Source organism: Mariprofundus ferrooxydans PV-1 (genome assembly GCF_000153765.1).
Classification (GTDB): domain Bacteria; phylum Pseudomonadota; class Zetaproteobacteria; order Mariprofundales; family Mariprofundaceae; genus Mariprofundus; species Mariprofundus ferrooxydans.
Window position 1 is genome coordinate 801,342 of the sequence record NZ_DS022295.1, and the last position, 12,717, is coordinate 814,058.

17 protein-coding genes are annotated in these 12,717 nt (G+C 56.9%); 4 read left to right on the plus strand and 13 right to left on the minus strand.

Annotation, left to right across the window (positions count from 1 at the left end; genetic code table 11):
• Positions 1-1,002 (minus strand): TraU family protein, encoded by a 1,002-nt coding sequence (locus SPV1_RS10705; RefSeq protein WP_009851214.1) that lies wholly within the window; start codon positions 1,000-1,002, stop codon positions 1-3.
• Positions 1,003-1,327: 325 nt separating this feature from the next.
• On the opposite strand from SPV1_RS10705, the gene SPV1_RS10710 reads away from it, so the two are divergent.
• From SPV1_RS10710 to SPV1_RS10725, 4 genes are all read left to right on the plus strand, one after another.
• Positions 1,328-1,729 (plus strand): hypothetical protein, encoded by a 402-nt coding sequence (locus SPV1_RS10710; RefSeq protein ID WP_196795126.1) that lies wholly within the window; start codon positions 1,328-1,330, stop codon positions 1,727-1,729.
• A 31-nt stretch (positions 1,730-1,760) separates the two neighbouring features.
• A complete protein-coding gene (locus tag SPV1_RS10715; RefSeq protein WP_009851216.1) occupies positions 1,761-2,087 on the plus strand; it encodes a hypothetical protein in 327 nt (108 codons plus the stop codon).
• 320 nt (positions 2,088-2,407) lie between these two features.
• A complete protein-coding gene (locus SPV1_RS10720) occupies positions 2,408-2,803 on the plus strand; it encodes a hypothetical protein (protein WP_009851218.1) in 396 nt (131 codons plus the stop codon).
• A gap of 7 nt (positions 2,804-2,810) precedes the next feature.
• Positions 2,811-3,461, plus strand: coding sequence for a hypothetical protein (locus SPV1_RS10725; RefSeq protein ID WP_009851219.1), 651 nt, complete (start codon positions 2,811-2,813; stop codon positions 3,459-3,461).
• A gap of 87 nt (positions 3,462-3,548) precedes the next feature.
• On the opposite strand, the gene traW is transcribed toward SPV1_RS10725, so the two are convergent.
• Genes traW through SPV1_RS13990 form a run of 12 tightly spaced genes read right to left on the minus strand, consistent with a single transcriptional unit; the run spans position 3,549 to position 12,493 of the window.
• A complete protein-coding gene (gene traW / locus SPV1_RS10730; RefSeq protein WP_009851220.1) occupies positions 3,549-4,235 on the minus strand; it encodes a type-F conjugative transfer system protein TraW in 687 nt (228 codons plus the stop codon).
• Complete coding sequence (locus tag SPV1_RS10735) at positions 4,235-4,780, minus strand: S26 family signal peptidase (RefSeq protein WP_009851221.1); 546 nt, start codon at positions 4,778-4,780, stop codon at positions 4,235-4,237. The genes traW and SPV1_RS10735 overlap by 1 nt, the downstream gene beginning before the upstream one ends.
• Positions 4,777-5,076, minus strand: coding sequence for a TrbI F-type domain-containing protein (locus SPV1_RS10740; RefSeq protein ID WP_009851222.1), 300 nt, complete (start codon positions 5,074-5,076; stop codon positions 4,777-4,779). The genes SPV1_RS10735 and SPV1_RS10740 overlap by 4 nt, the downstream gene beginning before the upstream one ends.
• Before the next feature lie 48 nt (positions 5,077-5,124).
• Positions 5,125-7,503, minus strand: coding sequence for a type IV secretion system protein TraC (traC, locus tag SPV1_RS10745; RefSeq protein ID WP_009851223.1), 2,379 nt, complete (start codon positions 7,501-7,503; stop codon positions 5,125-5,127).
• Positions 7,500-7,964, minus strand: coding sequence for a type IV conjugative transfer system lipoprotein TraV (gene traV / locus SPV1_RS14755; protein ID WP_009851224.1), 465 nt, complete (start codon positions 7,962-7,964; stop codon positions 7,500-7,502). The genes traC and traV overlap by 4 nt, the downstream gene beginning before the upstream one ends.
• Complete coding sequence (locus SPV1_RS10755) at positions 7,961-8,698, minus strand: DsbC family protein (protein ID WP_009851225.1); 738 nt, start codon at positions 8,696-8,698, stop codon at positions 7,961-7,963. The genes traV and SPV1_RS10755 overlap by 4 nt, the downstream gene beginning before the upstream one ends.
• On the minus strand, positions 8,695-10,032 hold the full coding sequence (locus SPV1_RS10760; protein ID WP_009851226.1) for a TraB/VirB10 family protein: 1,338 nt from the start codon (positions 10,030-10,032) through the stop codon (positions 8,695-8,697). The genes SPV1_RS10755 and SPV1_RS10760 overlap by 4 nt, the downstream gene beginning before the upstream one ends.
• A complete protein-coding gene (locus SPV1_RS10765) occupies positions 10,025-10,765 on the minus strand; it encodes a type-F conjugative transfer system secretin TraK (protein WP_081441995.1) in 741 nt (246 codons plus the stop codon). Before SPV1_RS10765 ends, SPV1_RS10760 begins: the two co-directional genes overlap by 8 nt.
• Positions 10,710-11,294 (minus strand): plasmid-like conjugative transfer protein TraE, encoded by a 585-nt coding sequence (locus SPV1_RS10770; RefSeq protein ID WP_009851228.1) that lies wholly within the window; start codon positions 11,292-11,294, stop codon positions 10,710-10,712. The genes SPV1_RS10765 and SPV1_RS10770 overlap by 56 nt, the downstream gene beginning before the upstream one ends.
• Entirely contained in the window at positions 11,291-11,587 is a 297-nt protein-coding gene (gene traL, locus SPV1_RS10775) for a type IV conjugative transfer system protein TraL (RefSeq protein WP_196795127.1), read from the minus strand. The genes SPV1_RS10770 and traL overlap by 4 nt, the downstream gene beginning before the upstream one ends.
• Before the next feature lie 13 nt (positions 11,588-11,600).
• Positions 11,601-11,900 carry a TraA family conjugative transfer protein gene (gene traA, locus SPV1_RS10780; RefSeq protein ID WP_009851230.1) on the minus strand — a complete coding sequence of 100 codons (300 nt, stop codon included), beginning with the start codon at positions 11,898-11,900 and terminating at the stop codon, positions 11,601-11,603.
• Positions 11,897-12,493 carry an OmpA family protein gene (locus tag SPV1_RS13990; RefSeq protein WP_009851231.1) on the minus strand — a complete coding sequence of 199 codons (597 nt, stop codon included), beginning with the start codon at positions 12,491-12,493 and terminating at the stop codon, positions 11,897-11,899. The genes traA and SPV1_RS13990 overlap by 4 nt, the downstream gene beginning before the upstream one ends.
• Positions 12,494-12,717 lie beyond the last annotated feature (224 nt).

A 12,717-nucleotide genomic window follows, 5' to 3' on the forward strand; every position in this document is an offset into this window, starting at 1 on the left:
CTAAAACGCACAACAGTCCCTTTTCCGCCAGGATTGCCAAACGAAATCCTCACCTTTGACGGGGAACTCCTTGCCCGGCGAAACGATGGTCTCAGTCCGCCCGAATGGGAGTGATGGCACGGTGCTTTGCCGTATGGGCAAAACCAGCTGATAGCGATACTGGTCCTTCACGACGATGGGAAATGGATAGGGTTGGCATTGTCCAACGCGCGCACTTGAGAAATCCGCGAGCAATTCCCGGTGCATCTTGGCCTGGAAGCGTTCCACGAGCAGGAGCGAGGCCATGACACCACCGACATGATCCGTCACCGTGCCAGTGAACGGATACAGCCCACCCTGGCATCCCGCACACCAGAACAACGGATTCAACGGCAGATCGGCGGTAGCGGCGGCGCAATCCGCCGCACACGCGGCCTGGGCAATCGGATTGCCGAACAGCAAGGCTTCCGGATTGAGGATGAGAGCCAGCTCGTCGTCGGACCACAGCGGATCCAGTTCGGTGACATAGAGAATGTCGAACGATTCCTTCTGCAGGCAGACGACATCCGTGATGATGTTCAGAATGAACAACAAGGGGTTGGCCAACCAATGCACATGGTAAAACGATGCCTTGCCACCATCTTTGTCTGCCTTGCGTGCGCCATGCGGCAATGTCATCCCGATGGATGACCCTAAATCCAACCCTCCCAGGGAAGGAAAACACAGCGGCTTTCTCACCACCTCGCCCAGACGAAGCGGCTCCCAAAAGGCGATGGGAATGCCGATTCGAACATACGGCGGAACAGATAACGGACAATGGCACAGCAGTTTCTTGCCGCTATCGCGTCGGGTATCGGGCAGAGATGGCGGTGCCTTGGCCACCACATAACCGCCTATTCTGATTGGGAACAGATTCTTCCAGTTGATATCGGCAATCGGATCGATGAACCTGCCGGAACAGGCGGCATTGGCAATGCCGGGAGCATGCGACAGCACGATGCCAGCGACCAGGAGAAACGCCATCCTCTTCATGCGATGCACGTTACTGCTCCATCCCCGCACGCGCAGAAAACCCGCTGGATCCAATTGCGGGTTTCAAAAATCGACCCAAGGTTTGCATGAGCAGTTAGCGATGCTAAGTGCTAAGCACGCATCATGCTTGACCGCCTTCGCTGCTCGCACCATACTTTTGCTCGCACCATACTTTTGCTCGCACAGCAGAGGCATGGCGAAAACATCAATAGATCAGCGGTGGAATTGCCATACCAAGAATATGGATAACCACTAATTGTGAATTAACAACCCATGTGGGCTGGCGAGAAATGAAATCTTATTAGTGGGGGGGGATGTGAAAACGCTAATAACATTATTGGCTATCACGAGTATTTTGTCTGCATGCATGCCTTCAGCGGCAGAACATTCAAAAGCGCTTCAGTCGAGCACTGAGCGAGAGACTACAGTTGGATTAGTTCAAAAAGAGATTACGAAAGGAATGTCGCAAGCTGAGGTAGCTTCAGTTTTAGGTTCACCCAACATTGTTTCAAAGGATAAGAACGGGCTTGAAACCTGGATATACGACAAGATCGCCACGGAGGTGTCCTACTCGGCCTCAAAAGAAGGTTTAGCATCAATCCTAATTGGCCCTAGGGCAAGTGGCGCAATCTCACAAACCCAGAAAACGCTGACAGTAATTATTAAATTCAAAGATAATGCCGTAGAAGAATTTAGCTATCACAGTAGTAAATTCTAATTACTATATTACTACAAAAAAGGAGGGGGCCATGAAGGGGATAAAGTATTTTGGTGTTGCAGGTGTGTTGCTTCTAATTGCCAGCTTAATGGGATGTGCCACGCAACAGCCTATTCCAGAAAAAACTCAGTTGCAAATTAGAGAATTCCAAACGAGAACGTATGATACGAATGATTACAAGATGGTAATGAAGGCTGTTTTAAATACTTTACAGGATGATGGATACATCATCCAACAAGCAAATGTGGATTTGGGGCTGCTAACAGCCAAAAAAGAAATAGATACGACCGATAAGGTTATGGCTGGTCTCAGTGCATTATCAGCAGCGCTTGGAGGTCACGGAAATGATGCCCGGTAGGAGAAAGAAACAATTATTGAAGCCACTGCTTATATCACTCCATTTGGAGAAGTAACTAAGGTCCGGGTTAATTTCTTAAAAAAGAAACTAAATAATAGAAATGAAGCTATGTCTGTTGAGCAAATCGTAGATGAACAATTTTACCAGAAATTCTTTTCGAAGGTAGACAAGGGCATCTTTATTGGTAAAGAAGGCCTTTGAGGCCTTCTATATAACCAACATTCTTTCCACACATTGCAACCGTGTGTATGGTTGAGAGAGGAAGGAAGCCTTTGAGATGAGCAACTGCTCCGGTATCGAAGAGACTTGCGCGGCAGCGTTTGACCGCGCTGCAGTTGGCGGAGGTGTTGGAGAATATGTTGAAGACCTGCCACCGGCGGGACATCTTCCGTTCGCAGTTTTACGAGCACAAGCGCCGCTTCCAGACGCATGGGTTGGAAGGTCTGAAAGACCATTTCAACGCCGACGGATTTTGTTCTGTAATCACCGAAATTGATTTGGGTTTCACCCCAATCCATGGAAGTGAGTATGGCAGCCTGCCGGAGCTTGCTGCAAAGGCTGTTCAGCCTGTTTCGGTGGGGGGGAAAGCGTTTGCTATGGCCGTCAGGGCAGTGAAGAGGTATGTGATGACGCGCTGTCTAACAAGGAGCACGTTCGGACGCAAACTACGCTGTGCTTCGTTTGCGCAGCACAGCTTGATCACTATGCCGCGATAACAGAGAGATGAAACAAAAGGGTAAGATCGAAGACAAACCAGGATCATTGGTGCCCGTTAATAGGGGTCTCTGGAATTATGCCTTTGAGAAGCTTGTGGAAGCGAAAGCTGGAATCCAGCAAATGGATTCTGCTTCGGATCGAGTTGCGTTTGAAGCAGGATGGATTCGGTTTGTGGACTCTCTTGAAGAGTTCTGGACAAGCTTTTTTGATGAAGGAAAGGAAAAGTTCTCCTCTTTCCAGCCCTGGGCCGGTAAGTTTAGAAAAGAACGGAAGGACGACCCTCTTCTTCAGTATCTAATTCAAGCAAGGCATCAAAGCCAGCATGGAAGAATCCCTCTCAAATGGCAGGAGGGTGCAATTGCAATCGCGCCTGGATACTTCGGGCATATAAGAAATATGAAAATCTTTCAGGACGGTAGTTTTGAAGTGGAGACCAATCCATTGGGGAAAGCCCACAACCAAGTGAAACTGGTCCATGAACCAGGAAAGCCGCTGCTACCAGTTATAGAAAACAAGAAGCATAAGCAGAGGTTCGATCCACCTAGCAGCCATCTTGGGCAACCAATCGGGAACACATCTCCCATATATGTTGCAAGTCTTGGGCTCAAATACTACGAGACAGTACTTCGTAGTGCATTGGCGAAGTTTAATGGCTGACTGTCGAGAGCATAACCAGCCCTTGGAGCCGACGCTCGTAAACTCGCACGGCTCACGTAAGTTTCCAGTTCATATTTCAGCCTGACTTTATGGCGCCATCTCCGCTACACGGAGACGCTTTCCATCCTGGCTGACGATGGCCGGCACATGCCGGATATGAAGTTTCCGTGTAAGCACGCCTTGCTGATCGAAATACACGCGCCGCTTCCACTGCTTCATCAGCTCAGTCGGCGATCCTTTCACGAGTATCGTTTTGACCTGGCCGTCATAGTGTTTGGCCATCGTTAGCGCCCACGCCACCTGCTCCTTGTCATCGCCATCGATAAACAGCAAATGCTTGCTCATCGCCAGATGGTCGAACGGATTCACCTTCGTACCGGGCATGTAGAGGATGCGCCCCTTGGCGTCGCGGATGGCGTGATCCAGCGTGAGCGTCGGATCGATATGAAACACACGCGTTTTCTCCGTGCGCGTGATGCCGGAAACCGGTTTGGGTCGTTCGATGCGCTTTTTTGCTATAGCCGCTTCCCGTTCCTGCAAGCGCTGCAGCTCGCCAGACTTCTGCATGGCGGACAGTCGCTTCTGGATGTATTCCAGAAAGTCCCTTTCGCGTATGGGGTAGGTTGGACCGATCACACCCAAATCGCCTCTATCATTCTGCACAGAGGCGAGAATCGCCATCGGAACCACCATGGTGAGGCCCAGAATCACATAGGCGGCACGAATGCTGACGCCGTGCTTCAGCCATGCTGGTGCGTTCAACCTGAATGCCATCAGAATATTCTGTAGGCGCGACCGATGATTTGATTCCGTCTGATCCACCCCACAGCCGCATAGCGGGAATCCAGACTGTCCGGATGCGTGCCGGCAACGGCGTATCTGCCTTGGGGGATTTCTCCGACCGGTCCAAGATTCAGCGGATGGCCATCACGGGTTTTCGCCTTCGCACATCCAATGACCATGACAAAAGTTCGCGTATGTGCGCGGTACTCGATGCAACCGGCATCCTCGGCGCGCACTTCGTCGCCCGGCATGCCGGCCAGGATTTTCACGAACGTGGCTCCGGCCGGAAAGTACGGCGGAAATCCCTGGAAGCGAAAGGCTACGAGCTGCCCCCTTTCGGGCATCTCTCTCTTGTGAATCAGGAACACATGACCGGGCAGAGAATGATCCAGGTTGATGCCGATAGTGAAAAATGGACGACAGAGCGCAACGGCAAGCGCCACAACGCCCATGGCATAAAGCATGCGCAGCAGCCACCGAATGATGCGGTCGGATGGCCGAATACGATCCATGAACGATGACATGGCGGCAATCACGGCAACAGCCTCCGACGCAACCGCTCCGTGATGTCCGGCGCGCCGGCTGCCACGGCCTGTCTGGGCAGGATCACCAGGTGTTCATCGCGGGAGATGCGAACAAGCTCCCCTTGCAACTTCCGGGCAAACGTCCCGATTCTGGATGTGTCATGCAGACGGCTTCTCGCTTCGTCGGCGAGGCCTGTAAGATCAACCGTGACGATCCGGGGTTGCTGCAGTTGGTGCCACCAGAGCACTCCGGACATGCCCAGCGCCAGAACGCAAGCCACCGTCAGCACGATCGTCCACCGCGTCATGCCCGCTCCCTGAGCACCTGTTCAATGGCTGATGTGATATCCATGCCTTCACGGGTCAGTTCCTTGATGCGAGCGAAGTCCTCGGCCTTGCTCGAATACAAGCAGTGTGGAATATGGATCCACGACAAGACGCCCGATGCCCATGCCCGCTGCCGAGTAGATGAACACCTCGGAGAACTCTCCATGCGAGGTTTTCAGGCTCATCAGCATCCGCTTCATGGAATCGTCCACCTTGAGCCTGCCGGATTCGGTCAGTTGCTCGACGCTCTCCTTTTTCTGGCGGAGCAGGAGCAGCCAGTCGGAATTCTCGAAGGCGGCGAGCGATGCGTCGTACTTGTAATAGTCGCCGATGGACTGTGTCGCGGTGATGAATGCACCGCCATACTTGCGCACGCGGCGGTATCCGGTCTCGATGAACTCGCCCGCCCCGCTCATCAGATCCCAGGCCTCGTCGATGATGCAGATTTTGCGCTGACCGCGTTCGCCCAGATACATGGCCTGCTGGATCTGATACATCACAATCATCAGCACCACGGCCTGCAAGTCCTTTTTAGCCTTCAGTTCCTCCAGCTCCAGCACGACGAAGCGGTTGTCGAAATCCAGCGTATTGCGCCCCTCGAAATAACGGGCGTACATGCCGCGCGCCGTGTATGGCAGCAGCATGCGCGCGAGGTCACGGGCGCGGTCGTCATCCTGGGCGGCGAGCCAGTCCGCCACATCGGTCACGGTCATGGTGTTGCCCCTGGACTCCCAGGATCGGCGGATGGCCTCCTCCAGCATTGCGTTTTCCAGGTCGTCCGTTTCTCTGGATGCAGCGGCCATGCGGGCAAGCAATGGCTTGAGCAGCGCCATCTCCTCATCCAGATCGCGCACATGCGTGAAGGGGTTGATGCAGATGTTGCTATCCGGCGCGAACTCGATGAATTCCCCTTCCAGCAGGCGGCAGAGCTTCTCGTAGCTTCTCCCAACATCGATGATCCAGACGCGCCCGCCGATGCCGAGATAGGAAAGTGTGATTTCATTGAGCAGGAACGACTTCTCCGATCCGCTGGCCGCGGCGACGGCCACGTTGTAGTTGCCCTCCTTGTTATCGAACAGATCGAAGTGCATCACCTGACCGCGCCTGGAGTAGAGCATCAGCGTCGGTGTGCCGGTGCCTTTCCAGTCGGCGAGCAGCGGTGCCATGTGCATCGCGTTGCCGGTAGTCTTGGTCGAGTATCGCTCCATGCGCTTGATGTCCGACCACATCTCTTTTGACAGCGTCATCGGCAACGCCGCGAGCAGGCCCTGCGTCTGCATGAAGCGGTCGAGGCACGATTCCCAGCTCTTCCCGCGAAGCACGGCACGGGCAGCCTGTTCAGCCTGAACACCCCGCCCCCTGGGCGCAAACAGCACCAACTGGTGGTAGAGCTGCACCATGCTGTGTCCCTCGGCCAGGGCATGCATCACGATGTCCCAGTCCCGTTTCTTGAGCGCGAAATCGGGCAGGAACTTTGCCATCGGCGTTTCGGCATCATGCGTGGCTCGGGCCGCCTTCATCTGCGCGCCCGCCTTGGCCGACTCCAGATCAGGAAGGTGAACGCCCAGCGTGAACAGGAACGGACACGGATACTGGAGATTGGCCTGGTAGAAATCGCCGACAAGGCCGGACATTCCCCACAGTGGAAATTCCTCGGGGTAATTCTTGACCGACATCATGCGCACCTCAGTGCGCCCATTGATCAGGATGTGGTCGGGCTTCACATCCAGTGTCGTGCCATAATTCAGGATCTGATTGCGAATCAGCCTGCCGGGGTCATAGGCGATGTCCCGGTCGTAGTCCTCCTGATTCAGCATCTCGGCCAGCCAGGTGATGAGCGCGGACGGACTCATATCCCATGCCGGCAGATGCGCGCCGGCAAGCACGGCCTTTGCTCCCCGGCGCAGCTCGATAAGCCGCGCGCGATTCTCCTCACTCATCCGCCCTGGCAATGTCACGGAGACAAACACCCTGAAGTCACGAATAAGATACGGCGCGCTGTTGAACAGGGATGCTCTCGCGCCGCTCAGGATGTATTCCACACGGCGTCGGGCCAATGTCCGGTAGATGCCGCTTGCACGTTGGCTGTCCGATGTCTCGCTTATCCGGATCGAAGCCCAACCGGCCAACATTGAACGGATGTTCGGAGATGCGTACATGTGCACCTGGATACCCGTGTCGGGCGGCCAGCCGAGAGTCAGAAGGCTCGTCAGGATACGCGCCATCTCCATGTCCGCGCCAACCTGTGGCATGCACTCCATCACGAACCCGTGCGAGTTCTCGTTTTCATAGACGCAATCCGCTGCATCGGCGGCCAGATACGGCAACCAGTGGGAGAAGCGCGGCGCCTGGTGTGACGCCGGGTCCAGAGCGTCGGGTTCGATCAGCCGGCGCAATGCACGCATCATTGATGCGCCTCCGGCTTGGCGGATGCGGCTGCCCGCGAGGCCTGTTGCCCGGAGTTCTTCGCGGGCGGAATCACACGCGGCACGAAATGCTTCCGGATGCTCCCCCGCGCCCTGTCGATATACCATCGGCCATGATCCAGCACCAGATAAACGTAGGTCTGATCGTGGTAATCGCCGTCCACGTCCACCCATGGCGCCATCCATACACGCAGCACACGCTCCCCGGACCGGATTGGATCTCCCGGGCGGATGATCGCCGGCATGCCCGTGGGAGAGTCCGGTGACCCCACATGCTGCCGGTGCGCGTTGGCATAAACCTGGGACACTGACCGGCACCCCGGCCCTGTCATGTCATCCGTGCAGGAAAATTTCGGGGTGGCACACCCCATGAGAAGCACGGCCACGCTCGACACCATCAACATGGATCGAATGGAATGCTTGTTCAGCCTGAACATTTTCATTGCCCCTTGCCCGGGCCGCGCAGCCACGCCGCAAGCGATGCCGCGGAGTCCGGCGCGCCCTGCATGATGCGCCCATCGGGCGCAATCAGTCCCGGCGTGCCGTTGATGCCAAGCTTCGCTGCCAACTGGATGTTGCGGTCGATGGGGGTTGCGCAAGCGCCTCTTTTCAGCTGCTTGCCGTTCAGCATTACGTCCAGCAGTGCCTTGTGACGATCTTTCGCACACCATATGGATTCCGCCTTGGCGCGGGCATCCGGATGAATGGACTCAAGCGGAAACAGAAAGGTATAGACCCGCACCTTTGGCATCTCCTTCATGATTTTCTCCAGATGCTTGCAGTACGGGCACTCCGGGTCGGTGAAGACGGCGAGCCTCATGCCATCCTTTGGCCCCGAAGCGATGGCATCACGAAGCGGCAGATCCTTCCAACTCACCCGGTTGATATCCGCCAGCCGGTTGGCGGTCAGATCCCGGCGCGTAGCGGGATCATAGATATGGCCCATCAGGAACAGTTTCCCGCGCTTGTCGGTGTAGGCGATGTTTCTGCCCATGACGACCTCATAGACGCCGGCAATGGGCGAACGGTTGACTGCCGTCACCGTGGTGCCGGGCAGCGTGGCCATGACCGCCTGGCGCACATCCTTGCATTCCGGGCACTTCCCGCCTTGTGCGAACGCCGCGCCCCCGTCCGCAACGGAAAGGGCTGCAATCATGATGGCCTGTTTCATTGTCATGGTTGTTTCTCCTTGTGCCACCGGGGCAAACGCACGCCCCGGTTGATGATGACATCCACGGCGCGTCCCGCGTCCACCTCGATCACCGGATAGAGCTTGTTCGCCTGCTGGATGTAGAAATCCGCCAGCTTGTTGAGCGCCTTGCCGACGCCGGAATAGATGCCGGCGCGTGCGGCGGCGCCCGGCTGGATCGTCGAAGTCACGCCCAGCGGTGAGACCGACTGTGTAGAAAGCGACTGCGTGAAGGCGTCGCCAATCCCCGAGGCGATTCCGGCGAGCAATGCCTTGGCCAACACCTGCCCCTGCTTGCTCACCAGCCGGCCGCGCATGCCGACCTTGCCGTCCTCGCCCGTCACATAGCCATCAATCGCCTCCTCGATGGCGTGGCCGTCATCGTCGATGCAGGCGAGCTTCTCCAGCCGGAGATAGGCGCGCTCACTCGATATGTCGCCGTAGCCCGCGGCCGTGATGAAACACTCCCGGAAATTCTCCCGGTAACGGTTTGGCATCTGCGTCATGTCCGTCACTTCCAGGAGCACCGGCTGCGGGTTCTGCTGCGCCTGACCGCCGGTGGCCGCGTCCAGGCCATTCAGCAGACGCGCGGGCGTGAAGCTGATGGCCAGCCATGCGCTCCTGTCATCGTTCTCCTTCGCGGGCTCATCGACGGGAGGACTCATGTGTACCACCAGCATGCCGCCACTTTGCGGAGGGGAGGGATTTTGCGCCGGTGGCATGCCGGTGGTAGCTGGAGCCTGGCCGCTGGGCAAATTGATCGGCTGAGGCGTAATCGGGGCAATGGTCGTTCCGGTCGGCGCGGTATTGGGGCCGATGGCCGGTATGGATGCCGGCGCGTTCATCGGTTGCGGCGGCAGGGAGGGAAGCGTCGGATTGAGCAATGAGCCACCATCCTCCACATTGAAATGGCTCTCCCCCACGCCCGCATCCGCGCGCTCCTGGCGCAGGCGATCGATCTCCTGCCTCAGTTCACGGATCTCCTGTTGCATGTTCCGCATGTCCGATTCGGACTTGGTGATCCAGATATCCTTGTCCGACACGCCAGCACCTGGCGCGGTAATCGAATGCACCTCGACATCGCCCGGCGCATCGACCGGCTGCATGTCCGCACTTTCTTCGGAACGTTCGCTCAAAGAGACGCTGATCACAGCCAGAACCAGCAACACCAGCACAATGCCGCCAGCCAGCAGCCATTGCTGCCCACGCCGGCTGCCCTGCTCCGCCAGGTCGCCGGGAAGCTGATGCTTGTTGTTCAGGTTGAACAACCCGAGAAGCCAGCCCTTGATGGTTCCGGGGTTCCGTTCCGGCGTGTCACTCATGGCCCACTTCCCGGACGATGATGACCATCGTGGCATTGCCGGGAGGAATGCTGACCGCTCCTTCCGCATTCAGATGCATGCGCTCCACCGAGACGGCGGCGACGCCATTCGAATACAGCTCCTGCTCGGCCATGCGGATCACCTTGTCGCCGCTATTGGCAAGCCGATAGCGCTCCACGTTGAAATCTCCGCAGCGCATGACGCGGTTCAGATGGAAATTCGTTCCCTTCCAGAGCGGTACGCGCTTGTCCGTTTCGGAGATCTCACAATGGCGAGGCACATCGCCCAGGGCCATGGCGCGCACCAGGCGTTTGATCCTCGCCTCCCGCTTCTCGACACCTGCGGGATTGCTTACCTGCGGCCGCTGCCTTCGGGGGCGAATGACCAGGCTTTGTCCGGAAATGCGCGCGGGCTTCAGCAACAGGGTATAGTCCCGGCCCTCGGCGTCGGTGAGAAACAGGGTGAATGCCTTGTGTTTGTCCGGCACGTTCTCGTTCACTCGGACAAATATCTGTCCCCGCTTGTCGTCCGTCTCGATGGCGATGCGGCCGCTTCGCGGGCCTACCGCCATCGTGATAAAACCTCCGGCGATGCGGATGCGGTTCGGATCGTGGTCGGAGATGCGGGCGACCAGGGAGTCAGAATCGGCCGCATCCAGAATCTGGATGGCGAACGCGCTAGTCGGCGCTGCCGTCAGAATCATTGCCGCCAACAAGCGCAATACTCGTGACATAAAACCTCCCGTTAATGTTCTTGCAGCCGATATCCAGCTTTCTTGTCTTCGATGATCCGAGCTTCCCGCCGATGAAGGTCTTCAGCTCGCCCTCCACCTGGATGCGGCAGCGGCTTTTCGACAGGTAGATTTGATTCGGATAAAACATCGTGGACATCTGGTAGCGATCGAAGCGTTCCCGCTTCGCTTCCAGTTCGGACTGAAGCTCCCCGTAAGCCTCCGGGATTAGATACGGTTTCAGTTGCTCTGCCTGAAACTTCAGGCTTGCCGGCGTGGCATTGAGCATCATGTAGGCGATGAATGTGCCCATCTGTTCCAGATAGGACGGACTGAAATCCGATGTTGAAACCCAGAAGTCCTTCGCCACCGTCGGCGGAGCCGCCACCTCCATCCGAATATCCGTGGGCGCCGTCAGCAATCGAACCAGCATAAGCAAGGCGACGGCGATGGAACCAAGCAAGGCGGCGCGCAGGAAACGCACCTCGCTGGCGAGTCGCTCGATTCCGTCCGCCAGACGTTCCCGTCTCATCCGACGAACCTCGTCACATACGATGGCGGCGTACGCTTCAGTCCCATGTCCACCGGCAGATACCAGTAGGCGGTATGGACCAGATAGCCACGTCCGCGACCGGACTTGAGGCGGCCGATGGCCATGCCGGCAATCACTCCGAGGATGGCGCCGGCGATAACCATGTTGACCACGATGGAGAAACCGATGATGGCGACGACGATCAGGGCCTGATCAAAGTCCCACCACAGGAATTTCTCCGGGTCGTCCAGATGACGCGGCATCCGTAAGCCCAGGCGTTCTTGCGAGTCCATACCGCCCATGGAATCAGATCGTCGCCGTGGCCACGCCCTGGATAATCGCCACGCCGTAGGCGACCAAAAACGCAATGCCGATGCCGAGCAGCGGCGGCAGCAGGCTCTTGGTCCATGCGGCCACGCCCAATCCAATGAAAAAGCTAAGCACCGCGAAGATCTTGCCACCGTAGCCTTGCACCCATCCAACCAGCGTATTGTAAGCAGTCTGGAAGACCAGACCTGTGGTGCCGGCGTAGGCCTCTGTCGTGGTCACAATCAGCATGACCGCCATCATGCCCATCATGGGCAGCATTTTTTGCATCTGTTTCATCGTTTACTCTCCTTTCTGATGTAGATTTCCACTCGCCTGTTTTCAGGACGGAGTCCGGGTTGCCGCGCATAGCAGCACTTGCCGAATGCGCGGATTTCATATCCAGGTTGGCGCTCCAGGTGCTCGGACAGCCAGCGGCGCACAGCCTGGGCCCTTCGCCATGCCAGGTGCTGGTTGTACGCCATGCCTCCTGCCGCGTCGGTGTAACCGCGAAGGATGATCGTGGTGTTCCGGCCGATGTCCTTGAACAGGCCTGCTAGTTTTGTCTTCTCGTTGGGCTTGATTGTCGCGCTGTTGAAATCGAAATGAATAATGGCAGCGGGCTTCCACTGCTTTACTACTGCGTTTGCCTTCCTGGGTGGGGTGGGCTCCTTATGCGGTGATTCGCCAGTCTCCGCGGTCTTGGGTGTCAGGGATGGGCAAGCACCGCACCAGACGAAGCGCTCTTTTCCGTTCGCCGTTTCCTGCGCGATGCCATAGACCGCCACGGGCTTTGAGGATGCATCCGCCTTGTTTTGTTGCGGATATGGAGTATCCGTAGCGCATCCCGAGATCAGGGCTGTTCCAAGAATAAGAGGCAGAATCCATCGCATGGCGGCAAGTCTTGGTCATGCATCGATGGTTGGCATAAAACCTTCCGGGAAACGGTGAGGGTTTCTATCGCCCCCTCTTAAACTACCCCCGTACTACTTTTCAGGGGGCAATGGCAGGCAAGCAATATGGCGACAGGTTGGAGTCAGCATGTAACCGAGCCATCTGACCTGCTGCGTCTCCTGATTCCATTTCAGCTCTTATCATCTGCACCACGATATATCTC